The 23,233-nt window shown below is 40.8% G+C and carries 15 protein-coding genes and 1 pseudogene; 13 read left to right on the top strand and 3 right to left on the bottom strand.

Features of this window, described 5'->3' with window-relative positions; all coding sequences use genetic code 11:
• The first annotated feature begins 135 nt into the window (after positions 1 to 135).
• The 7 genes and pseudogenes from ACUR5C_RS08385 (at position 136) to ACUR5C_RS08355 (ending at position 8,078) form a co-directional block, all read left to right on the top strand.
• Positions 136 to 828, top strand: a complete 693-nt coding sequence (locus tag ACUR5C_RS08385) for an SIR2 family NAD-dependent protein deacylase (protein WP_454464662.1) — start codon at positions 136 to 138, stop codon at positions 826 to 828.
• A 192-nt stretch (positions 829 to 1,020) separates the two neighbouring features.
• Positions 1,021 to 1,944, top strand: a pseudogene (locus ACUR5C_RS08380) (ATP-grasp domain-containing protein); the annotation flags it as partial.
• The gene (locus ACUR5C_RS08375; RefSeq protein WP_454467874.1) at positions 1,927 to 2,226 is read left to right on the top strand and encodes a cation:proton antiporter regulatory subunit; all 300 of its coding nucleotides are present in this window, start codon (positions 1,927 to 1,929) and stop codon (positions 2,224 to 2,226) included. The pseudogene ACUR5C_RS08380 and the gene ACUR5C_RS08375, both read left to right, overlap by 18 nt.
• Positions 2,227 to 2,416: 190 nt before the next feature.
• Entirely contained in the window at positions 2,417 to 3,382 is a 966-nt protein-coding gene (locus ACUR5C_RS08370; RefSeq protein WP_454464661.1) for a magnesium transporter CorA family protein, read from the top strand.
• A 24-nt stretch (positions 3,383 to 3,406) separates the two neighbouring features.
• Positions 3,407 to 4,741, top strand: coding sequence for a mechanosensitive ion channel family protein (locus ACUR5C_RS08365; protein WP_454464660.1), 1,335 nt, complete (start codon positions 3,407 to 3,409; stop codon positions 4,739 to 4,741).
• A 57-nt stretch (positions 4,742 to 4,798) separates the two neighbouring features.
• On the top strand, positions 4,799 to 6,628 hold the full coding sequence (locus tag ACUR5C_RS08360; RefSeq protein ID WP_454464659.1) for an SLC13 family permease: 1,830 nt from the start codon (positions 4,799 to 4,801) through the stop codon (positions 6,626 to 6,628).
• A 190-nt stretch (positions 6,629 to 6,818) separates the two neighbouring features.
• Positions 6,819 to 8,078 carry an aspartyl protease family protein gene (locus ACUR5C_RS08355; RefSeq protein ID WP_454464658.1) on the top strand — a complete coding sequence of 420 codons (1,260 nt, stop codon included), beginning with the start codon at positions 6,819 to 6,821 and terminating at the stop codon, positions 8,076 to 8,078.
• Positions 8,079 to 8,197: 119 nt separating this feature from the next.
• On the opposite strand, the gene kynU is transcribed toward ACUR5C_RS08355, so the two are convergent.
• The 3 genes from kynU to ACUR5C_RS08340 all read right to left on the bottom strand — a co-directional run bounded on the left by kynU (position 8,198) and on the right by ACUR5C_RS08340 (position 10,826).
• On the bottom strand, positions 8,198 to 9,448 hold the full coding sequence (gene kynU / locus ACUR5C_RS08350) for a kynureninase (protein ID WP_454464657.1): 1,251 nt from the start codon (positions 9,446 to 9,448) through the stop codon (positions 8,198 to 8,200).
• A 373-nt stretch (positions 9,449 to 9,821) separates the two neighbouring features.
• Positions 9,822 to 9,959 (bottom strand): hypothetical protein, encoded by a 138-nt coding sequence (locus ACUR5C_RS08345; protein ID WP_454464656.1) that lies wholly within the window; start codon positions 9,957 to 9,959, stop codon positions 9,822 to 9,824.
• Between the two features lie 756 nt (positions 9,960 to 10,715).
• Positions 10,716 to 10,826 carry a phage integrase N-terminal SAM-like domain-containing protein gene (locus ACUR5C_RS08340; protein ID WP_454464655.1) on the bottom strand — a complete coding sequence of 37 codons (111 nt, stop codon included), beginning with the start codon at positions 10,824 to 10,826 and terminating at the stop codon, positions 10,716 to 10,718.
• Between the two features lie 400 nt (positions 10,827 to 11,226).
• On the opposite strand from ACUR5C_RS08340, the gene ACUR5C_RS08335 reads away from it, so the two are divergent.
• The 6 genes from ACUR5C_RS08335 (at position 11,227) to ACUR5C_RS08310 (ending at position 23,178) form a co-directional block, all read left to right on the top strand.
• Positions 11,227 to 11,790, top strand: a complete 564-nt coding sequence (locus tag ACUR5C_RS08335) for a recombinase family protein (protein WP_454464654.1) — start codon at positions 11,227 to 11,229, stop codon at positions 11,788 to 11,790.
• Between the two features lie 186 nt (positions 11,791 to 11,976).
• Positions 11,977 to 13,896, top strand: a complete 1,920-nt coding sequence (locus ACUR5C_RS08330) for a hypothetical protein (RefSeq protein WP_454464653.1) — start codon at positions 11,977 to 11,979, stop codon at positions 13,894 to 13,896.
• A 63-nt stretch (positions 13,897 to 13,959) separates the two neighbouring features.
• Entirely contained in the window at positions 13,960 to 16,599 is a 2,640-nt protein-coding gene (locus ACUR5C_RS08325; protein ID WP_454464652.1) for an SUMF1/EgtB/PvdO family nonheme iron enzyme, read from the top strand.
• Between the two features lie 712 nt (positions 16,600 to 17,311).
• Positions 17,312 to 18,718 carry a hypothetical protein gene (locus tag ACUR5C_RS08320; protein ID WP_454464651.1) on the top strand — a complete coding sequence of 469 codons (1,407 nt, stop codon included), beginning with the start codon at positions 17,312 to 17,314 and terminating at the stop codon, positions 18,716 to 18,718.
• 26 nt (positions 18,719 to 18,744) lie between these two features.
• Positions 18,745 to 21,261 (top strand): SUMF1/EgtB/PvdO family nonheme iron enzyme, encoded by a 2,517-nt coding sequence (locus tag ACUR5C_RS08315; RefSeq protein ID WP_454464650.1) that lies wholly within the window; start codon positions 18,745 to 18,747, stop codon positions 21,259 to 21,261.
• Positions 21,262 to 21,669: 408 nt separating this feature from the next.
• Positions 21,670 to 23,178, top strand: coding sequence for an Hsp70 family protein (locus ACUR5C_RS08310; protein ID WP_454464649.1), 1,509 nt, complete (start codon positions 21,670 to 21,672; stop codon positions 23,176 to 23,178).
• Positions 23,179 to 23,233: the final 55 nt, after the last annotated feature.

Raw genomic sequence — 23,233 nt, 5'->3', positions numbered from 1 at the left:
TGAGAAGTTCAATAGACTAAATTAAATAGCTAGCTCAAATGACTAGCTCAAACGACTAGATGTCATTTAAGATTAATGCAATTTAGTCTAGCTATAACGCATTAACGCAGAGTATTCATTAAGTTAGGATTTCTTATGTCATTAAAGAAGCAAAAAATTGTTGTACTTAGCGGTGCAGGAATCAGTGCTGAAAGTGGCCTTAAAACCTTTAGAGACTCAAATGGTTTGTGGGAAAATCATGCCATAGAAGATGTCGCAACTCCGCAAGCCTGGATGGCAAATAGAGAACTTGTTCTATCTTTCTATAATCAACGTAGACGCCAGTTAGCTAATTGCCAGCCAAACCCAGCTCATAGAGCTATTGCAGAGCTTCAGGATCAGTTTGATACTTTAGTCATCACGCAAAATGTTGATGACTTGCATGAGCGCGCAGGATCCAAAAACGTGATTCATGTGCATGGCGAATTAACCAAAGCCTGTAGCGAGGTAGATAAGGCGCATGTAATCGATATTGGCTATAAAGATATTAAAATAGGCGATTTAGGTGCAGACGGACGCCAGCTTAGGCCCTATATCGTCTGGTTTGGAGAAGCGGTCCCGGCTTTTGAGGTAGCAGCCCAAGAGATTACCGATGCAGCCAAAGTCCTTGTTGTTGGCACTTCGCTGAGTGTTTTTCCTGTAGCAAGCTTAGTAGACTTTGCGCCAACTAGCGCAGAAAAGGTGATAGTCTCATTAGATTTAGAGCAAACACCTGCTGGCTTTGAGTTTATTAAGTCGAAAGCTTCGGTTGCACTGCCCAGTCTAATTTCACAATGGCTTAACGCTTAACGCTTAAATAGCGCATTAGCTACAATTTAACCATCAATAGCTTAATTTTGATGTTCTTTGTTGAAAAGACTATGCTTAAGCTAGCGTAATGAACGCGCTCTATCACCGTCTTTTCTAAAATATCAATTTTGTCGTGTTGAGCATGGTAGTGATTATGTCCAGTTAAGCCCAGCTTATTTAAAGGTGCTCATCATGAAATTAGCAATATTATCCTGTGGTCCTAAGTCTTATAGCACAATGCGCTTGAAAGAAGCCGCATTACAACGTGGGCACCAAGTAAAAGTACTTAATACTCTGAAGTTTGCCATTGATTTGCAGCGCGGTGTGCCCGATTTGTACTACAACCAGAAACCACTGAGTGGTTATGATGCCGTACTGCCACGAATTGGCGCTTCTATTACATACTACGGTACGGCTGTGGTAAGGCAGTTTCAAGAGATGGAGGTTTTTTGTGCAAATACTTCTCACGGCATCAGCAACTCTAGAGATAAACTAAGAAGTCTGCAAATATTGAGTCGCCATCATATTGGGATTCCCCGAACTACTTTTGTGAAAAATAAAAAAGATGTACTTGGTGCAATTGAAAGAGTTGGCAGCGCTCCAGTTATTATTAAACTAATTGAGGGCACGCAGGGTATTGGCGTATTACTTGCCGACACAGTGACAGCCGCTGAGTCGATCATTGAGCTATTGCAAAGCCAAAAGCAAAATGTGTTAATTCAAAAATTTGTCGCAGAAAGTAAAGGTAAAGACATTCGCGCCTTTGTGGTAGGTGATAGAGTAGTAGCTGCTATGCGACGGGTAGCTCAAGGCCAAGAATTTAGAAGTAACGTGCACAGAGGAGGGGTCGCAGAGGCAGTCACTTTATCCGAGGAATATGCTGAGACCGCAGTTAAAGCAGCTCAAATTTTAGGTTTACAAGTGGCCGGCGTTGACATGTTAGAGGGTAAAGATGGCCCACAAATTATGGAAGTTAATTCGTCTCCGGGTCTTGAGGGAATAGAAACTTGCACTGGTTTAGACATTGCGGGTGCTGTCATAGAGTATATTGCCGCTCAAGTTGATTTTCCTGAAATTGACGTGCGCCAAAGATTAACCGTGAGCAAAGGTTATGGCGTAAGTGAAATTTTCATACCTGAAGGGTCGAATTTCGTCGGCATGACGATAGAACAGACTCAGTTACGTGAGCAAGATATTAACGTTTTGAACCTTTATCGAGGCATTAAAACAATTCCCAACCCAAAAAGCAGCCGCGTTTTAGAGGCGAACGACAAGCTACTTTGTTTTGGTAAGCTGGAATCTATGCGACATATGGTGCCTGTAAAAACCCGACGTAGACGTCAGCCTAAGGTGGCTAGTTTAGAAATCACTGATGTGATTGGCGAGCCAAAAGAATAGCATTAGGTTTAGGTGCTACGCGAATCAACAACCCGACTATTAGGCCCTAGTTGCATCGCTCCTCAGCTTGAGTATTAGCATTTTAATATTTGCTTAAATTAAACAAAAAAGCCTCGTGCAAGTTATTTGAGTGTTGTAATATTCAACATAATTAGTGCCAACAATAAGTTAAATAAATCAGGCGAACATGATGAGAGCGATTTTATATGATCCCCAAACAGCAACTATTCAAGCTGGCGGCGAAGAGCTAATTGAAACTTGGCAAAGCGCAACAGATAGTATTATTTGGCTCGATATAAAAAGCACCTCAAATACGCTCGATGAAAAGATACTGACCCAGTTTGACATTCATCCCTTGGCAATCCAAGACGCGCTACGTTTGCGCCACCCACCTAAAATAGAGCGCTTTGAAAAGTTTCTGTTTATTTTACTCAGAGGCCTAGACGCTACAACTGCTGGAATTGACTTCGGCTCTATTCAATTATCATTGTTTGTTGGTGAAAGATTTTTAATTAGTCGTCACACCCAGTCTTCGTTATCAGCCAACTGGCTTTTTAATAAACTACAAAAGAACCCGCAGCTTTTTGACAAAGGCGCTGGCGGCTTAGCTATACAGTTAAGTAATAAATTAGCAAGACGCTATGTTGAGATATTGCTAGAGCTAGAACCGAGACTCGATGAAATAGAAGAAGAGATGTTTATTAAACCGGACGACACTTTGCTTGCAGAGTTAACCGGTTATAAGTCTCGACTGAGAAAGCTCACTCGTATTGCAAATTACCATAAGGAAATTGCAGAGTCGCTAAAAAGTCAAGACGATAGCTTAATCGACGCTTCATTAAACCACGACATTGTTGATCTGTATGAGCAAATTGATCGTACTCAAACTTTGTCTAATATGTACTACCAAATTTGTAGCGATTTAACCGATGGGTATTTAGGTATGGCCTCCCATCAACTTAACCGCGTAATGCAGCTTTTAACGATTATAACCGTTATTTTTGTGCCTTTAACCTTTATGGCTGGAATTTACGGTATGAACTTTGAAAATATGCCAGAATTGTCCTCCAAATCAGGCTATTTTATATTACTTGGCATTATGCTTGTGGTGGCTGTTATTCAAGTCATCTATTTTAGAAAAAAGCGCTGGTTATAAGCTGGTTATAAATAAGGAATCTAAATGATCAATAAGCTAGGTGCTGAATCTTTTTGGGTAGAAAATATTAACCTTATAAAAGATTGGATAATGACAAGAGTTGCAACTGTCGATACCTTAATTGAGTTAAGTACGATTTTAGTGGCTGCTATTTTAGCGATTATTTCAGTAAAGACAATTCGAACTAGTACCAATCAATATGCTGCTCTTAAGTCTAGCTCGGCTTTGCTTAATCGCCTTAAAGACTCAGCCGATAGAATTGTTTTTCCGTTATTACTACTTGGCTATTTATCAGTTTTTAATTTAATCCTAAGTTATATCGAATACCGCCACAGTTTGGTCGGTATAGTCAACAGTTTAAGTGCCGCCTGGGTAATTATTAATATAGCTTCGTTGTTTGTAGTTAACCCGTTGGCATCAAAATTCATTGCCTTATCTGCCTGGCTTGTCGCTGCATTAAATATCTTAGGGTTTTTAGACGATGTTTTAGCATTTTTACAGCAGGCGACGCTAAGTTTAGGTCAAGCAAAACTATCCGCTTTAACAATTCTACAGGCCATTTTGGCACTCGTTGTTTTATTATGGGTTACTTCATTGGCTGGCCAAATCATTGAAGGGCGCCTTAAACAGTCAACTAATTTGTCTGAATCATTTAAAGTCTTGTCTGCTAAACTATTAAGAATAGCGCTGGCAGTCATCGCCTTAATTATTGCGTTAACAATTGTTGGAATTGATCTCACTGTATTTGCCGTTTTTGGCGGCGCAATAGGTGTAGGCTTAGGTTTTGGTCTACAAAAAATATTTGCGAACCTAATTAGTGGCTTTATTTTACTAGCCGATAAGTCGATAAAGCCTGGTGATGTTATTGCGTTAGGTGACGACTATGGTAAAGTTGATGCATTAGGTGCTCGCTATGTTTCAGTATTAACCCGTGATGGTATTGAACACTTAATACCCAATGAAGAACTCATTACCACGAAAGTAGAGAATTGGTCACATTCAAGCAACTTATTAAGAGTGCACAAAATGATTGGTGTACATTATCAATCTGATATTCGTTTAGCAGTGGATTTATGCAAGCAAGCGATGAGTGAAACCCCTCGCATATTAAAAGAACCTGCACCAAATTGTTTAGTTAAAGACTTTGCCGACAACTCAGTAAACATAGAAATGCGTTTTTGGATACAAGATCCTATGAACGGTTTAGCCAATGTGAAAAGTGACTTGTTGTTAAATGTTTGGGATAAGCTACACGAAAACAATATTGAAATTCCTTATCCACAGCGCGACTTACATATTCGGTCGTCTGCAATTAATAATGACATTTTAAAGCCAAACGACTCGTCTAATGACGAGTAATAAGTTTAAGCAGTCAGTCGATTAAAGTTAATTAGATTTTATTGGATTAATAAAACTATGTCGGAATCTTTAAATCCACATGCTCTTGCAACATTAATTATGATAGGCGCGGCACTTATACTGTTTGCGCAAGACAAAATCAGGCTAGAAACATCTAGTTTAATTGTATTATTTGTTTTAACTCTTGGATTTCAAGTTTTTCCCTACACTTTAGAAGATCAATCGAATTTTAACCCTATTGATTTTTTCTTAGGCTTTGGACACGAAGCACTATTAGCGATTTGCTGCTTAATGATATTAGGCAGAGGCATTGAAAAGACCGGTGCAATGAAGCCTTTAATTGGCGTTTTAACAGTGCATTGGAGTCGCTCACCGAAACTGTGTTTAGTTATTACACTTTTAGTTAGCGCCTTGTTTAGTGGTTTTTTAAATAATACGCCCATTGTAGTGATGCTAATTCCAGTTTTAATTAGTGTAGCGCAAAGTAATAGTCAATCGGCCTCTAAAATATTAATGCCTATGGGGCTTGCTACACTAATTGGTGGTACGGCAACAACCATTGGTACTTCTACCAATTTATTAATTGTTTCAGTCGCTAGAGACCTAGGTAGCCACGAGTTTGGTCTGTTTGATTTTGCTTTGCCCGTCGCTATAGTGGGCGGCTTTGGATTGTTGTATCTTAGTTTTATCGCGCCATTATTACTACCAGATAGGCGCTTGCCGTTAGAACAAAAAGAAAGTCGTATTTTTAAAGCGGTTCTTATGATTACGAATAACAGCGTGATCAATGGTAAGACGCTTGCTGAAACCATTGCGATGACTGATCACAAAATTAAAATTAGTCGAATAATTCGAGGTAAAAATCAACTTATCACGTTACCAACTGTAACCTTAAAAGAGGGTGACGGCTTAATAGTGAGTGGTAACGCTGATGAGCTAATGGAATATAGCCACATTTTTAAAGCGCAACTTTATGAAGATGTAGGTCTTAAAAAAAGTATTGAAAAATCTACTGGATTTACTCAAGATGATCAAGTACTAGCCGAAATTCTAGTCACCGAAGGCTCATTTTTAGAACGTAAAACCTTAAAGCAAGTGAGGTTTTCACACGTTCACGAATTACTCGTTTTAGCGCTTCATCGTTTATACCAACCGCAAAATATTGCCAAATCAATCTCAGAGACAGAGCTTCATCGTGGCGATATTCTATTAGTGCAAGGGACACCTGAGAAGCTAGAACGGTTAAAGAATAATAGTCGAATACTGTTACTCAGCAGTAAAATCAATTTAGTGGCTTCGCACAAAGCGCCGCTGGCCTTAGCCATTATGTTATTAGTCATAGTCGTTGCTGCAACCAATTTATTGCCGATTTCTATTAGCGCTTTAGGTGGGGTTGGGTTAATGCTATTAACTAAATGCATTAACTGGACAGAAATAGCCCGCGCACTTAACCCCTCTGTCATTATGATCATTGTGGTTAGCTTAGCATTAGGTAAAGCAATGCTAGTTACCGACGCTGATTCTTACTTAAGTAGCCAGTTTCTTAACTTAACTCAGAACCTACCTTCAGTTGTAACGCTGGGAGCTTTGATATTTTTAATGGCTGTTATCACTAATGTTGTATCTAATACCGCCGCTGCCGTTATAGGGACGCCTGTTGCTATTAATATTGCCCAAGCCTTAAACGCCGCACCCGAAGCATTTATTTTAGCGGTATTATTTGGCGTGAATATGAGCTATGCAACGCCTATTGGCTATCAAACTAATTTGTTAATTTACAGTGTTGGCGGCTATAAGTTTAGTGATTTTATTAAAGTGGGGCTGCCGCTCACTTTATTGATGGGCTTAGGTTTTACCTTAGTTTTATCATTGTTATACAACATTTAACCTTTCCAGATCTAAGGCTATTATTTTGCTTTTTTATTGATTGCTTATAATCAGACGCACTCCAAACCTAGGCATTAGATTTATTTTGTTACAAACCGCTCAACTTCGCGCTTGAATCTGGTGTGCTGGTGATATATAACACAAGCACTGCTGTAATATATTGAACCACCATTACTAAAAGGAGTAGGGCGTGTCAGTTACGAAACCAATTTGGTTACTTATTTTTGCTATCGTATTAAGCGGATGTAATTTTACTAACACCGTTCGTATGAAAAATGCCAATGATCATTTAGTACCCCATTGGCAAGAAAATACAACAGAAGTCACTTTACAGGCTCGCTATATTGGAGAAAAGCCCTATATTCAAGTGGCAATCAATGGACAGTCCGGGTTTCTTTTTATGATCGATACTGGCGCTTCTATGAGCTATTTATTTGATACGCCAAAAGTTAAAGCGCTTAAGGTTAAAAAAGGATATCAATTAAAAGTTGGTGGCTGGGGTGATGAAAAGGATTCTCCCGTTTACCAAACCCAAGTAAAGCAAATCGGCTTGTCTAAAGTGGCATTCTTTGACGTTAATTTTGCATTTTTACCTGTTACAAAGAGTTTGTATTTTTTGCGTGAAGACGAAGCAATCTACGATGGCGTTTTAGGCCACGATATATTAAAACATTTCTCATGGCTATTTGATAAAGTAGACAATAAAATAGTGATAAGTAGCCTGCCATACCAAAGATTAGGGCAAGAGACATCGATAGAGTTTGACACATTTTTTAGCAAAATTAGCATAGAAGGTCAGTTAGATTTTGGAAACTCTCAGCCTATAGCGTTAGATTTTATTATCGATACAGGTAGCCGCCACTATTTAAAGGTTGCTGAAAGTTTATTTATTGATGCAGATTTTTCAGACATTAGTAGAAAAAATAACATTACCCGTATCACTGCCGCTGACTTTGGATTAAGCGGCCGTACAGTACATAAGCGCATACGTCTAAGTCAATTAAGCTTTTCTGGCCTATCGCTATCAAATGTTAAAACCAACTTGATTGGTGGAGATTTTGAAGATGACAACGGGGTCATAGGCAGTGCACTGTTAAATCAGTTTCGATTCATTATTGACTATCACTCGGATCAAATACATTTAATTAAGCGGCCTAACACAGCTTACCAAACTCGTTATAATCTCTTAGGCTTAGAACTCAGAAAAATTCGCAGTGGCGAATTTGTTGTACGCTATATATTTCCAGATATTAGAAATACAGCAGTAGACATAAAAGAAGGCGACTTAATTACTAAAATCAACGATAAAAGCACTCAAGTCATTAGCCAAGAAGATTGGCTGAAGTTAACTTCGCAAGCGGGGATTTATACTATTTGTCGGTTAAGAGAAAATGAAACGTGCTTTACACTAGAAAGCAAAACAATTGAAGGTTATTCAGATATCCCTTAGTTTAAGTTTGCTCAATTGCCAACTTATAATTTAGATAAGTTGGCCAATATTTCTTCGCAAAGAATTTTCTTGAGTTAAAGCGATAATCAGTGAAATGAAATAGTAACAACTAGCAAGTTTTAAGTGACGGCTAACCGTTTATTAAACTCTTCTTGTAGATACTTTTTATTTTCGATTACATCAACTAACGCGCTCACACTATCTTCAATATCTTTAAAGCGCAAAAACAACGGCGAAAAACCAAAACGTAAAATATTTGGCGCTCGAAAATCGGCAATGATACCTTGTGCTATTAAAGCCTGACAAATAGCGTAGGCATCATTATGGCAATACGCAATTTGGCTGCCTCGTAAATGGTGTTCAAGTGGTGTAATGAGTTTTAATCCATTTAAACAATCGTTTTGCTTAACTTTTTGTATAAACAAGTCGGTCAGCGCCAATGATTTTTGGCGAATCATTTCAATACTTATATCTTTAAAAAGGTTTAACGATTCATCAAGTACAGACATTGATATTACGCTGGGAGTACCGCATAAAAACTGCTTTATACTACTAGACTTTTCATAGTCTGGAGCAAAGTCAAAAGGCGAGCGATGACCCATCCAGCCACTTAAGGGTTGTTCAAGATCGCATAAATGGCGCTTTGCGACATACACAAAAGCTGGTGCGCCGGGGCCACCATTAAAATATTTATAACCACAGCCTACGGCAAAATCAACTTGCCACTCATCTAACTTAACAGGAATTGCGCCAGCACTGTGGGCTAAATCCCAAATAACCAATATGCCTTTTTCTTTTGCCGCTAGAGTGATCGATTGAATATCTAATACACGGCCCGTTCTAAAGTTAACCTGAGTAAGCATAAGTACTGCAATAGAATCATCAAGGGATTCAATGATAGAATCTTCTGTTACCGTGACTAGCTCACAACGTTCACGACCTAATAAATTCTGTAAGCCTTGAGTCATATATAAGTCAGTTGGGAAATTATCGCTTTGTGATAGTATTTTAGTTCGCTTGGTATTAAGTGATAGAGCGGCTGCTAATACTTTAAACAAATTAATCGAAACGCTATCGCAACAAATAACCTGGCCTTCAGCTGCACCTATTAAAGGGGCTATTTTTTCACCAATGATTTCAGGTAAATCTATCCACTGGTGCTTGTTCCAACTAGTGATGAGATCATCACCCCATTGTTCAGCGAGCACTTTTTCAGCCCGAAGTTTCGCTGCAAAGGTCATTGGGCCTAGTGAGTTACCATCTAAGTAAATTTTATTTTTTGGTAGCTGAAAAGCTTTCCGTTTATTTGCTAAAGGATCATTTGTATCCATTGTTGCAATATTACTTAAACTGGCTTGAATTTGAGGCACTTGTTATCCTTACTACTTTTACTTCTATACGACAAGAGCGGAGAGGGTAACACATTTAACGCAAGGATTAACACAAAACTAAAAGGTTACTGAGGTGTTTTATAGCAAGAGAATGTTACAAAATTTAGTCCCGTATATTTTCTGAAAGAATTACAAAGCCTTACGCTGTTTGTATATACAAGAAAGATTTAAAAGTTAATATTACCGATGTTTTTAGATTAGTCTTTTCTATCGCGGTAAAACACTATTTGGCTTTAAAAATTACCCGAACAAAATTAGTGTTTGTTGCACAATAATCTACTTATCATCGCATGGTAAGAATATTCTAACTAAGTCGTTATTGAAAATTAGTTAATGAAAATGGGTTATAGAATTATCCGTTAATATTTTTCAAAGCAGTATTAATCCAGCTATTGATTTGCTGCTCAAGTTCTTTAAGTGAAATACCACTGATACTGAGTATTTTTCGATGAAAATCTTTAGCATTGAAACTATCAACTGGAATTTTCACTTGAAACTTTCCCCAATCTATCCAACTTTAAAAGCCCTATAATATATTGCAGCCATAAGTTAGCATGCCTGTAATCTAATCGACAACTATACTCGCATTCGCACTTTCGTAATTTGAGTTTATTGCTACAACTCGACTCCAACTCAAATGGTTAATACCCATATCGATCCGCGCAGCGCGAAATGAAATCCCTCGCGCTATAAGAAAACAGGCTTCCCACAATTGTCATAAAATCCATTATCATTCGCTTTTATTTTTCGTTTGATACGGTAAAGATCACTCAGATTAACCTAAGCAATAATAGCGTAAGCATGATGCTAGTTAAGAATCTTAACACCCAATTCTATAAAGGGTTAAAACTACGAGGCTACTTAATTTTTTTCGACAATAAGATACTGACTTTGATTAATATTATGGACACAAAAAATACAAGACAAAGTAGCTAAAAGCGTAAAAGATTAAGAATAGAATATAACTCTCTCTAGCGAATTAATCGGTTATTGTTTGATAGGGTATCCGTGCATTTCAAGAAAATATACCACAGACAATAGATGCCATTTAAATTAAAAGCATACAGTGATCAAATCGCCTGAAAGGGATTGTTTTAAGTAACGTTAGATAATTGGGTTCTTATGTACGAGCCGTAATTTAGCGGAAATCCTGAGTACTTTAAAAGTTTCTTGAAATTCAATGAGTGATAGAATGGTGTCACTTTATGAGTCAGGAAATTTGTAACTTCCTCAGCTCCCATATCTTTCAGTTGTTTGAGGTTACAAAATGGATAAACCGCTTAATCCATTGAACATAAGTTTTTTCTGTTTGATAGGAATAGTGTAAAGCACGAATTTTAGTTCGAACTAACCACATGAAATTTGTTTTTGTGATTGACTCATTTTTACTTCCTTGTATTAATGAATACCCAAAAATACTACTTATGCAAGGGGCTTCATAGAAAACTCCTTTATGTAAGTGTATCGGAATTTTCCACTTTTGGTTACTGCGGATTATTGGGGGGATTACACTCTTGTCACTGAGTTGGATGATTTGTTTTTTGCATTGAATTATCAATAACCAATGTTTTTGAAAAGGTCGTTAGCCATAATCGAATTCGCGATTTAACAGGCATTATGTGTTATTAAAAACCATTCTTGAAATTCTATTCTCAATTGCTTACTATAACGAGGGTTTTAATAATGTCGCGATAATAAAAATTCCAGCAGCTTGCTGTAGATTTGGAGTCGTCAGATACCTTAAGAAAGGAACAGTCATGCAAGTCGGCTATGCGAGAGTCTCCTCTAAAGACCAAGATCTCAGTTTGCAGTATGAAGCACTTAACCAGATCGCTTGCGACAAAATCTATGAAGATAAAGTCAGTGGCACCAAAACTACCCGCGAAGGATTAAACTTGGCATTAGAGGTTCTGCGTGAGGGTGATAGCCTAGTAGTTTGGAAGCTAGATCGGTTAGGTCGTAGTATTAAAGACTTGGTGACTATGGTAGGAGAACTTGAAAATCGCGGCGTGCACTTTAAAAGCCTAATCGACAACATTGATACTTCAATACCTGCCGGTCGTTTCTTTTTTGATGTGATGGCCAGCCTAGCACAAATGGAACGAGAGCTCCTGATAGAGCGTACTCATGCAGGATTGGATGCTGCTCGTAAACGAGGCCGAGTTGGTGGGCGTAAGCGCACCATGACTGATTCTAAAATAGAAGCCGCCAAACGATTGTTGGCAGACGGCATCCCGCCGAAAGATGTAGCGCACGATTTAGGGGTTTCTATACCGACACTCTATCGATGGCTTCCTGCCTCAAAAAGATCAGGATTTTAAATAATGTTTATTAGATGACAAATAGAGCTGTTTAGTTTTGTTATTTGTCCTTCTATTATTGAAACAGAAGGCTTATCAAATGATTTAAACTCATCCAAGTAGAGATATTGATTAGATGCCAAGTTAGACATCAACATCAAGCAGCATGATGACCCTAAAAAATAAGAAAAGAAGCGGTGTTAAAGAATGACCAATCAATTTAAACAAAATATATTCAATGTTTCCCAACAAGGACTATCTGTTTGCGAGCAATTAGAAAAAGGTCAAGCAGAAACCCCGCTAGCCGAGCATTTTCAGCAAATTGAACGAGATATCGACAGCTCACCATTTTCGATGGTTTTAATGGGGTTAACTACCGAAGCAAGGACTGCAGTCCTTGCTTGGCTGTATGGTAAAGACTTCTCTGTACTATCAGTGAATGTTGTCAAACAACTGGGTCTAGTTGAAATTAGCCTGAGAGAACGCGGTTACACTTTAGAGCGAGCAAACGGTGAACGTCAGGAGTTTGACCGTTTAGATCCGTTTATGGAAGCGCTGCAAAAGTCAGATGTATTAAGCCCTAACGACGGGCAAGACTGGGTTGATCCTATTCGTTTAGGTGTTAATAGCGCAAAGGGTTTACAAGGGTTAAAAGTTTATATGCCCGAAAGCCCCGATATGGTGCTCAAGAACCCCGGATTACTCAATCGCGTCATCACAAAAGCCAATTTACTCGTTGTTGCTGCGCCACTACATTATGAGCTGAGCGACAATGACCAAAAAGCAATTTTAGAAGTCAGTGAAAACATGGACGGTTTTTGGCCTTTGTTAATCATTGATGAATTAGAAGAAGATACTGGCTTGCCAGAAATAGGCTGGTGGCAAAAGCATAACGCGCCAACGGTTCAACTGAAACCACAACTACTGACCACTCATGTCGATGCGAGAATTCCTTCTATGTTGCAAGACATTGATGATAAAGCGCGCCAGGCACTCTTTCTACATCTGCAGGCTCGCAGAGTTATTCACGCCAGTGAAGCGGTAGCCGAGCGCAGTCAACAAGAATTAAGACTATTACAAGGTCGACAAAAAAGAGAGCAGCGTAAATCACAAGCTGCCGAAACTGAAATTAAATCAGGCGGTATTGAACGTCATCAGTGGGATGATGTTCGAAGCAATATCACTGACAAAATGGCAAAGCTCAATAAAAAATTTCAAGAGCAGGGCAAAAAATCCCTCTTACCCGAAGCAGAACTCAGCAGCCAGCTTAAACAGTTTGTTGACAGACTCAGTGTCAGTGACCTTAATCAGGAGCCTGGTCACGCGAGTATAAAACTGAGCGTAAAAGACAGCTTTTTAGATGAGTTAAAAAATCAATTGAAAGTCTTATTAAAGCGGCAACTCAAGTCTGAACTGTCGGACCTTAATAAAGATCTCGCTAAACAACGGCAACTTATTGAAAAGCAGGCCAAAGAGTTAACCGCTCAGCCTCAAATTATTGAAATCAATTCGCCAGATGAGCATGCACTTTGGTCAGGCTTGAAAGAACAACTCAGCGTCAGCGTTCGATATCGAGGCGAAATGCCCAAACGCGGTTTTATGGCGCGTTTAAGTGATGGTCGAAAAGCTATTATGGGTATATCAATGATGGCGATGGTAATCGGTGGGCTTTTCAAAGCTGTCTGGGGCGTCGATTTTCGCTCAATGATAATGTTAATCGCACCGCTAATTTTTATTGGCGCTATAGTCTATTCATATATCGTATGGCCCAAAGAAGATGCTGAACGTTTCGCCAAAGAGCTTGACCGAGTTAAAGAAGGGCTAACCAGTGAAATAAAACGATTACTCAGTGAACTACAAAGAGATAAACAGGCAAAAGTCTCTGATCATTTAGACGGCGAAAAGAAAGCAATCCTTAAAAAACTGGATGAATTGAATCGTAATACCCAAGCAAGCCAAGAGCAGGCAGTGAGTCAGCAAAAACAACAGGCCGCTAGGCGTTTAACTCAAATTGATCAACAAATTAAAGAACTTCAAATGATCGACCTAGAGATTAGTTCATTAAAGCGTCAGTGTGACAACTTGGAAAGGGAAGGGACACAACAACTCAAACGTGTCTCTGTTTAAGTTTTCTGTTAATCATAGCTATTTCAAAAAATCTAAAATAATTAATAACAGGTATGCAGCTGAATGAATAATCAACAAGCAACAAAACTACTAGGTTTAAGTGGTTCAGAACCAGCCAATGAAATAACAAAAGCTTATCAAACCAAGTTGGCAATGGTGGAAGAAAAGCTTAGCTCAGCGCCAACAGATTCACTTAAAGCCAAGTTTGAGCAAATGAAATTATCACTTAAACAGGCATATGATTTATTAAATCAGCCTGCAGCGCAAACATCCAGTTCATCGCCGCTTACCCAAACAAAAATGGCCGACCTACCAGGCGTTGGTTCTGGTGAGTCAAATACTTCAGTCAACTTATCAGAAGGTTCCACTCTTGCTGGCCGTTACCAAATTAAAGAGCAAATTGGCTCAGGCGGTATGGGCGCGGTTTATCGTGCTTTTGATAGTAATACCCAAAAAGATATCGCCCTTAAAGTCTTATTGCCAACCTTACTTAAAAATGAAGGGGCGCGTGAGCGATTTATGGATGAAGCGCGCATATCGCAGCAGCTCAGTCACCCCAATATTGTCAATGTGTTTGATGTGCAAAATGATGGTGACTATTATTTTTTGACCATGGAATTATTAGAAGGGCAAGACCTTCGTCAAGTCATGGAAAATAGAAAGCTAGCACGTCAGCCGTTTGCAGTGGATGAAGTACAAGAAATTATTCGAGAAGTGTGTGCAGGTCTTGCTAATGCGCATAAGCACACGGTGCATCGTGACATTAAACCTGAAAACATCTGGCTGAGTGAGCAGGGTGAATACAAGATTATGGACTTTGGTATTGCTAGAGTTCAATCCACCAGTCATCGCACCCAGACAGGCGCAGCCATGGGAACCGCATATTATATGGCACCTGAGCAGCTCAAAGGCCAGGCGAATATTGACGGTCGGGCAGACCAATACGCGCTAGCGGTTTTAGCTTATGAGTTACTGAGTGGCGAAGTGCCGGCGGGCATGATTGAACCGGTACAAAACCACCGCAAAGATATACCAAAAAGTATGGCCAATGCGATTCATAAAGGATTAGCACCAAGACCGGAAAATCGCTTTGAGGATATTAATGTATTTAGCGAGGCGATTATTTCAGGTAAAAAAGGCACGAGTTTACCTTCGTTTAACTTTGCCAAGTTCGGCATTCCAGCGGTGATACTCATCGCCATTTTAGGTATTGGCGGCTTAATCAGTACAGGAAGTTTAGATAACGTTATTGAAGCCTTAAAACCCATTGATAAAGAACTAGTCGCCAAACAAAAAGCCGAAGTGGCCAAACTGCAAGGCGAAATTAAGACCTATAAGAAACGGCTGGACAATGGCCAGCGCAATTTAAAAAGTGAAGTACGCGATGCCGAGCGTAATAACGATAGCAATCTAAAGTACTTACAAAGCTGGCAACAACTGACCGATGATTATTTGTTTGAAGGCAGTAGTATTACCGAACTAGAGGGTAAGCTGAGCATGGGTGAAAGCTTGCTTAGACAAGATAGCCAGGAAAGTATCAAACAAGCGACCACCACCATGACCCAGGTCAGAGACGGCTACAAAACCTTATGGGATGAGTTTAATGCCGCAGAAACCTTATTGAAAGCTGAAGAGGCAGCTTTAAGAGCCAAACAAACCTGGCAACAAAGAAAAGGCGAGTATGATTTAAATGATTCAAATTACGTTACTCAAGCGAATACAAGTGCAAACAATGCAAAATCAAATCAACGAGCAGGCGAATTGGTTAAAGCCAAACAAAACTGGCAGCAGGCCAAAAGTGACTGGCAAAGCGCATACAGCAATGCAGAAGCTCAAGTTGCTCAAATAGAGCGAGCTCGAGCCAATGAGAAAGAGCGTATTGCCGCCGAGAAGAAACGACAACGCATCGCCGCCGAGAAGAAACGACAACGCATCGCCGCCGAAAAGAAACGACAACGCATTGCAGCAGAAAAAGTACTCCAAAAAAAGGCAATAGAAGCCGCAAAACGCATCAAAATGGTCAGTATTCCCGCAGGTAGTTTCCAAATGGGCTGCGTTTCAGGACAAGGCTGTCGAAGTAACGAAAAACCCGTCCACACGGTCAGTATCAACGCCTTTAAAATGAGCGAGACGGAAGTGACCTTTGCCCAGTGGGATGCGTGCGTGAGCGCGGGTGGCTGCAGCCATAAACCAAGTGATAGAGGCTGGGGCAGAGGCAGCCGCCCAGTGATGAGGGTTAGTTATAACGACATCACCCAGCAATTTATCCCTTGGCTAAATAAAGTGACCGGCAATACTTATCGATTGCCGACCGAAGCAGAATGGGAATATGCGGCAAGGGCTGGTAGCAGCACTCAATACAGCTGGGGTAATAGCATTGGCTCAGGTCGTGCTAATTGTGATGGTTGTGGTAGTCAGTGGGATAATTCAAAAACAGCCCCCGTCAAATCCTTTTCAGCGAACGCCTTTGGTCTTTATGATATGCACGGCAATGTTTACGAATGGACACAAGATTGCTGGAATGATAGTTACCATGGCGCGCCAAGCCATGGTCGGGCATGGACTAGTGGTGACTGTTCAGGGCGCGTGCTCCGTGGTGGCTCCTGGCGCGACGGTACTAGGTCCCTTCGTGCTGCCTACCGCTACAAAAGCGACCGCCTGTACCGGTTCTACAACTTCGGCTTTCGTTTAGCCCAGGACTAGCGACGCAGGAGCGCTTCTCTTTTTCCTTTTAGAGCGAAGCGACTTTTCCCGTAGCGTTAGCGAAGGGTTTTTCCCTTTTGTATTGAGAAGCTAAAGTATTAATAGTCACGTTTAGTGGTTTAGGCTATATTCAGCCGACAGGCGGAAAATTTTTTAAATAGGTTTGCCTTTGGGCAATCGGGTATCAGCCTGAATGTGAAACCGCGTGTTGCATGGCGGTTCCTGGAGCAATTTTACAAGGATGTAATGAATGCAGGAGCAATTTTCTGTCAAACCGAACAACTTGCGTTCGGCTGACCGTGGCGGGAGTGCGGCGTCTTCACGTTACTTCTTTAGCGGCTACGGCTTTCGTTTGGTCCAGGGCCACTGACCAAAGGGAAGCGTTACCCTTTGTGTGCTTTTGCCACTCTCTCGGTAACTGCTCCTTAGTTACTCTACTTACCTACATCCGTGTAGGCATCATCAGGAGGAGTTGGGGGAGGTGGTTTTGGTGTTTGAAGATTTTATAATTTCGACTGGTTAGCAAGGGTTTAACCCGCAAAGCCGGCCGCGATTTTTTTACATTCTAGGTGATAATTAGTAGTAAATAAAATGGAACAAACACAGTAGTTTATTAAGATGCAACGGATGAGGAAACGCCTTTTTTGTTGTTTTAAATTTCAACTTGTCCATCTAATGCTTTGTGAATTAATAAAATCGAGCGCTATAAACGATGAAACAAAACTTACTATTAATGGGTGTTTTTTTTGTGGTTTTTTCTTTTCATGCTTTTTCACAAGAGCCCACTGAAAAGCAACAAAACTTCCGAGAGGAATTTGATAACTTTGCGAACAGTCAGCAAGAGAGCTTTAATCAGTTTTTAGCGCAACGCGACCAAGAGTTTTTAAAAATGCTAAAGCAAAACTGGCAGGAGTTTGAGGCAATGGCGCCATTGGTTCGTGATGCTAGGCCCAAACCTACAGAGGTTCCTAGTGTTTCTGAGTCAAATAAAAGCAATACAATTGATAAGGTTGCTCCTGATTTAGCTGGCTCACTAATAAGCGAAACGTTAACGCCAAACAGACCCATTAAAGGACTGAAAGGCGATCTTGTTTCAATCGTTTTCTTTGGCAATAAACTAGAACTCCCCATACTAAGTGCGCCAATTTTAAAATCAAGTAACCAAAACGGCTTAACGCAATATTGGCAAGATAGCGCACAGCGCAAGTCAGCTCAATTGATAGGTACGTTAAACCAATACAAATCAAAGCTGCAACTCTCTGACTGGGCATTTTGGAAGTTAGTGGGCGAATTTGCGGAAAAGGCCACCAAAACAAAAAATGATGCATTGGCACTAAGCTGGTTTCTTCTTAATAAAGCAGGTTTCAAGGCGCGTGTTGCTTTTAATGAGAATTCATTAGTTTTACTGATGCCGTCAGCTCAAAAAGTTTACGGTGTAAGCTATTACAATTTTGATGGTGAACGTTATTATTTATTTTCTACACAAGGTAAAAAAAATACCACTGGCAAAATAACGAGTTATCAAGGTGATTACAATGCAGCAGGATTAAAAGTTGATTTAAGCTTTGATAAAAGCGTGAAAACCAAACCAACTATCAAAAATAGAGTGATTGATTTTCGTATTAATGAACGTAAGTATCAATTATCACTGCCTTATGATTATCAACGGATAAAGTATTTTGTCGATTACCCGCAACTAGATCTCGTTCACTATTTTAAAGCACCAATCGATGAAATTACCAAGGTTGGTTTAAGAAAAATAAAGCAAAAACTGTTAGGTGATAGCACTCAAAAACTTAATCAATTACTCGCTATAATCCATCAAGCCTTTCCTTACGCCATAGACGAGCAGCAATTTGGTAAAGAAAACTACTTAATGATAGAAGAAACGCTGCATTATCAAGCGAGTGATTGTGAGGATAGAGCGGTTTTATTTGCCTGGTTGGCAAAGCACTTATTAAATGAGAATATTGTCGGACTAAATTACCCGGGGCATGTGTCAACAGGCGTTGAGCGTAACGGCAAAATACAGTCAGCTGATCCCACTTATATAGGCGCAACCGTTGGACAAGTGATGCCTGACTACACTAAAGTTAATGCAGAAGTTATTAGGTTTTAAACTAACAAGAATAAACGGAAATTTTTATGGATAATCAACAAGCATTGAAACTCCTTGGTTTAACCGGCAGTGAGTCAGCCGATGATATAACTAAAGCCTACCAAGCCAAGTTACAAATGGTTGAAGATAAAATAACTGCTGCGCCCACTGACGCACTGAAGCAAAAGTTTGAGCAGATGAAACAATCCATTGAGCAGGCTTACACTTTACTCAATGCCAAACAAAAGTCTGCCAGCTCACCTTTAACCGAGACCAAAATTGCAGATTTACCCGGCGCAGGTCCTGCAGAATCAGTTGGCATTGAATTAAAGGCCGGAACTACCTTAGCCGGTCGCTACGAAATAAAGGACCAAATTGGCGCTGGCGGCATGGGCGCGGTTTACCATGCTTTTGACCAAAGCAAACAAGAAGATATTGCGATTAAAGTATTGCTACCTACATTGGTTAAAAACGAGCGAGCTCGTTCTCGTTTTATGGATGAAGCTAGAATCTCAGCCAAGCTTTCCCACCCAGGCATTGTTAACGTGTTTGACGTTCAGCAAGACGGCGATTATTTATTTTTAACGATGGAGTTGTTAGAAGGTCAAGACTTGCGCAGTCTGATGGACACGCGAAAGCTTTCCAGACAAGAGTTTGACGAAGAAGAGGCCAAAGCGCTGCTCATGCCATTGTTAGAAGCTTTGAGTTATGCCCATAAGCACACCGTTCATCGCGATTTAAAGCCCGAAAATATTTGGGTGACCGAAGAGGGCGAGTATAAAATAATGGATTTTGGTATCGCCAGAATTATGTCCAATAGCCAGCGTACTCAAACCGGCATGGCAATGGGCACAGCTTATTACATGGCGCCAGAACAACTAAAAGGCACCAGTAAAGTGGATAACAGGGCGGATATTTATGCGCTTGGGGTACTGATTTACGAGCTAATGACAGGAGAAGTACCCGCAGGACGCATTAAACCCTTAAAAGAATTACGTAAAGATTTAACCAAAGGTTTTGCCGCAGCCATTGACCAGACCTTAGAGCCAAAGCCTGATGAGCGGTATGCTGATGCTGAGGCAATGAGTGCAGCAATAAATAAAAAGGGCACGAGTTTACCTTCGTTTAACTTTGCAAAGCTCGGCATTCCAGCGGTGATACTCATCGCCATTTTAGGTATTGGCGGCTTAATCAGTACAGGAAGTTTAGATAACGTTATTGAAGCCTTAAAACCCATTGATAAAGAACTAGTCGCCAAACAAAAAGCCGAAGTGGCCAAGCTACAGGGCGAAATTAAGACCTATAAGAAACGACTAGACAATGGCCAGCGCAATTTAAAAAGTGAAGTACGCGATGCCGAGCGTAATAACGATAGCAATCTAAAGTACTTACAAAGCTGGCAACAACTAACCGATGATTATTTGTTTGAAGGCAGTAGTATTACCGAACTAGAGGGGAAGCTGAGCATGGGTGAAAGCTTGCTTAGACAAGATAGCCAAGAAAGTATCAAACAAGCGACCACCACCATGACCCAGGTCAGAGACGGCTACAAAACCTTATGGGATGAGTTTAATGCCGCAGAAACCTTATTGAAAGCTGAAGAGGCAGCTTTAAGAGCGAAACAAACCTGGCAACAAAGAAAAGGCGAGTATGATTTAAATGATTCAAATTACGTTACTCAAGCGAATACAAGTGAAAACAATGCAAAATCAAATCAACGAGCAGGCGAATTGGTTAAAGCCAAACAAAACTGGCAGCAGGCCAAAAGTGAGTGGCAAAGCGCATACAGCAATGCAGAAGCTCAAGTTGCTCAAATAGAGCGAGCTCGAGCCGATGAGAAAGAGCGTATTGCCGCAGCCGCTAAACACATCAAAATGGTTAGTATTCCTGCAGGTAGTTTTCAAATGGGCTGCGTTTCAGGACAAGGCTGTGAAAGTGACGAAAAGCCCGTCCACACGGTCAGTATCAACGCCTTTAAAATGAGCGAGACTGAAGTGACCTTTGCCCAGTGGGATGCGTGCGTGGCAGCCAAAGGATGCTCATACAAACCAGATGATGAAGGTTGGGGCAGAGGCATCCGCCCCGTAATCAATGTCTCTTACAACGACATCACCCAGCAATTTATCCCTTGGCTGAATAAAGTGACGGGCAATACTTATCGACTGCCGACCGAAGCAGAATGGGAATATGCGGCAAGGGCTGGTAGCAGCACTCAATACAGCTGGGGTAATAGCATTGGCTCAGGTCGTGCTAATTGTGATGGTTGTGGTAGTCAGTGGGATGGTTCAAAAACAGCCCCCGTCAAATCCTTTTCAGCCAACGCCTTTGGTCTTTATGATATGCACGGCAATGTGTGGGAATGGACACAAGATTGCTGGCATGGTAGTTACAATGGCGCGCCAAGCAATGGCAGCGCATGGACTAGTGGTGACTGTTCACCGCGTGTGATGCGCGGCGGCTCTTGGCGCCAAAAACCGTTCTACCTGCGTTCAGCTAACCGTAGCTGGTATTTGGCAACTCAACGTTACAACAGTCACGGCTTTCGTTTGGTCCAGGGCCGCTGACCAGCGAGAAGCGTTACCCTTTGTGTGGTTTTGCTACCCTCCTTTGGAGGGGCTGGGGGAGGTGGTTTTGAAACTAAAGGATTTTAACATTTCTACCTATCTGCAGGAATTTAACCCGCGAAGCGGGCCGCAATTTTTTTACATTTTAGGTGATAATAAACCCGGTAGGGTGGGCAATGTCCATCGGCAACCAAATGATTAATTTGACATAACGGTGAACACATAACCTCAAGTATAAAGAGGGGCTGAAACTTTCTTAAAAGCATAATACAATCATTATTAAATGGCTCAGAAATAGTCAAATATTTAAAGTAAAGTTTATCAAATTTCTCTGTTAATATTTGGGCCATGACCGTCTATATTTAATAGATGTAACTATCAACAAAATAACAAAAAGACTTTAATTCTATGCAATATCTCGGCATTGACCTTGGCACTACATTTTCTCTCGTCGCTTACGTGAATGCACAAGGCGTTCCGGCCCTGTTTCCTGATTATCATGATGCTAATGAGTTTCGTACGCCATCGGTCATTCATATCGGTGAAGAAGGCTGTTTGGTCGGTCAAGCACTTGAAGAATTATTAGAAGATGAACCGGCGTTAACCCAAGCAAGGTTTGTCAAGTTGGGGTTGGGTAAAAACGAGCCCTTATATACTGACCACAAAAACAATCACTGGCTGCCACCAAGTTTATCAGCACTGATTCTAAAAAAGCTGATGCGTGATGTAGAGGCATTTTTACATGAAGAAGTAAACGGTGTAGTCATTTCTGTACCAGCCAATTTTAACGATGCACAGCGTAAAGCGACTAAACATTCTGCCATACTTGCTGGTTTGCCATCGCCGACATTAATTGAAGAGCCCATTGCTGCAGCTACCTATTATGGTTTTGCCGATAAATCAGGTGAGCAGACCTTATTTGTTTATGATTTAGGCGGCGGTACGTTTGATGCCACCGTCTTACAATCATCAGACGATGGCCTTTATGCATTGGCCACCGAAGGCACCAATGAAATAGGGGGAAAGGGTGTTGATGAGCTAATTATGGCGCAAGTGGCTCAGGAGTATCAGCGGATACATAATCAAGATCCGATGCTTGATCCGGTTACAGCGAGCCAGCTACGACGTTTTGCTACTGATACTAAATTGGCACTAGCAAAACCCGGTCGTAACCAAGTGAGAAAAACTCTATTACTCGGCGGAAAAACCCTCGATTTTGTGATCACCCGGTTGCAGTTTGAAACTATGATAAACGACCTGATTGATGAAACGATTAGAGTCAGTGAGCGCTGTTTAGATTCTGCCGGACTTGACTGGATGATGATTGATAAAGTGTTATTAACTGGCGGTTCATCTTTGTTGCCGCTGGTTACAGACAAAATAGCCGTAGCTTGCGGAAAGCCCAGAGAAGATATTGTTTGTAAACAACCCCATCAGGCGGTGGCTTATGGCGCGGCGTTAATCGCTGAGCAGCGTAATGCAAATTCAACTGCCAATAATTTACAAAGGATCAGTGCTTACGAGCTTGGAGTTCGTGCCAGAAACCGAGAAACAGGTGAGCCAATGGTACAAGTTTTGGTCAAAAAGAACATGCCAGTACCCGCAGCTGAAAGTACCACTTTTTATACCACCCGTGATGACCAATTCAGAATGGTGATTGAAGTAGTGCAGCAAAAGGCCGCCAATGACCAAGAAAAAAGCTTGGGATATTTCATATTTGGAATAGAAGAGCCTAGAAAAAATTATCCGGTTGAAATTACGCTCGCCTATGATTTAGAAGGAATGGTGAAGGTGACTGCTAAAGATCCCGAAACCGGCACGGTGTTAGAACAAATAATGGACGAAGATGGCCAGGCAATGGATCAAGCGTTAATGGAACAGAAGAGTTGGGTTGATGATACGCGGGTAAATGATTAATAATGAGTCTTCCTCTCCCAAAGGGAGAGGAAACTGAACAAAACAAGAAATTAGG

It is taken from the genome of Aliikangiella aequoris (assembly GCF_053709105.1).
Note: the sequence above shows the minus strand (reverse complement) of the source record. Positions and strands in the feature narration are given on the sequence as shown.

Bases quoted from the DNA above. Each gene is read 5' to 3' on its own strand.
- ACUR5C_RS08330 (WP_454464653.1), top strand. From the start codon at position 11,977: ATGACCAATCAATTTAAACAAAATATATTCAATGTTTCCCAACAAGGA.
- ACUR5C_RS08325 (WP_454464652.1), top strand. From the start codon at position 13,960: ATGAATAATCAACAAGCAACAAAACTACTAGGTTTAAGTGGTTCAGAA.
- ACUR5C_RS08335 (WP_454464654.1), top strand. From the start codon at position 11,227: ATGCAAGTCGGCTATGCGAGAGTCTCCTCTAAAGACCAAGATCTCAGT.
- ACUR5C_RS08320 (WP_454464651.1), top strand. From the start codon at position 17,312: ATGAAACAAAACTTACTATTAATGGGTGTTTTTTTTGTGGTTTTTTCT.
- ACUR5C_RS08310 (WP_454464649.1), top strand. From the start codon at position 21,670: ATGCAATATCTCGGCATTGACCTTGGCACTACATTTTCTCTCGTCGCT.
- ACUR5C_RS08365 (WP_454464660.1), top strand. From the start codon at position 3,407: ATGATCAATAAGCTAGGTGCTGAATCTTTTTGGGTAGAAAATATTAAC.
- ACUR5C_RS08340 (WP_454464655.1), bottom strand. From the start codon at position 10,826: ATGTGGTTAGTTCGAACTAAAATTCGTGCTTTACACTATTCCTATCAA.
- ACUR5C_RS08370 (WP_454464661.1), top strand. From the start codon at position 2,417: ATGAGAGCGATTTTATATGATCCCCAAACAGCAACTATTCAAGCTGGC.
- ACUR5C_RS08315 (WP_454464650.1), top strand. From the start codon at position 18,745: ATGGATAATCAACAAGCATTGAAACTCCTTGGTTTAACCGGCAGTGAG.
- ACUR5C_RS08385 (WP_454464662.1), top strand. From the start codon at position 136: ATGTCATTAAAGAAGCAAAAAATTGTTGTACTTAGCGGTGCAGGAATC.
- ACUR5C_RS08360 (WP_454464659.1), top strand. From the start codon at position 4,799: ATGTCGGAATCTTTAAATCCACATGCTCTTGCAACATTAATTATGATA.